Source organism: Mesorhizobium sp. P5_C1 (assembly GCF_054049815.1).
On record NZ_JBFULQ010001294.1, the window covers coordinates 1 to 678 of the forward strand.

A 678-nucleotide genomic window follows, 5' to 3' on the forward strand; every position below is an offset into this window, starting at 1 on the left:
CGGTTCTCGCTGCGCCACGTCCCTGACCGTCGACATCGACGGAGGTCTGGTCTTCACCGAGGAACCGGAGATTGCCCGGGTCACCGTGCGCGTGTTCCATCACAACAGAAACAGCGGAAAAGGTGCCGCGCTGCAGACCGGGCTGGCGGCCGTTGAGGGCGACGTCATCGTCATCCAGGACGCGGACCTTGAATACGATCCTGCGGATTGGACCGTTATGTATGACCTTATCGTCAGGCGAAAAGTTGCAGATGTCGTCTACGGCTCACGCTTCTATGGCCGGCCTCATCGCTCGCTCTATTTCCACCATTATCTGGCCAATCGCTTCATCTCCCTGGTGTTCAATCTTCTCTACAACCAGACGCTGACGGACATCGAGTGCTGCTACAAGATGTTCACGCGAGACGTCATGAGCCGGCTTCGTCTGACCTGCAACGACTTTGGTTGTGAAATTCAGCTCAGCGCCCAGATCGCGCTTGCCGGCCGCTGGCGGATCTACGAGATCGGCATCAGCTATTTCGGCCGCACCTACGAGGAAGGCAAGAAAATCGGATGGCGCGATGGGGTCAGGGCAATCTGGTATCTCGCCCGCTTCCGGCTCTTTTCCTGAACCACCGACGGCGGCGCAAACCAAAACATGCGCCGCAAACAGTGAGCTTTTTACCGTCCGCCTTCGAC

At 58.1% G+C, this 678-nt stretch carries 1 protein-coding gene; it reads left to right on the forward strand.

Features of this window, described 5'->3' with window-relative positions; translation table 11 throughout:
• On the forward strand, nucleotides 1-610 hold a 610-nt coding region (locus ACXJ7R_RS35455; RefSeq protein WP_457155851.1), incomplete at its 5' end, for a glycosyltransferase family 2 protein.
• Nucleotides 611-678 lie beyond the last annotated feature (68 nt).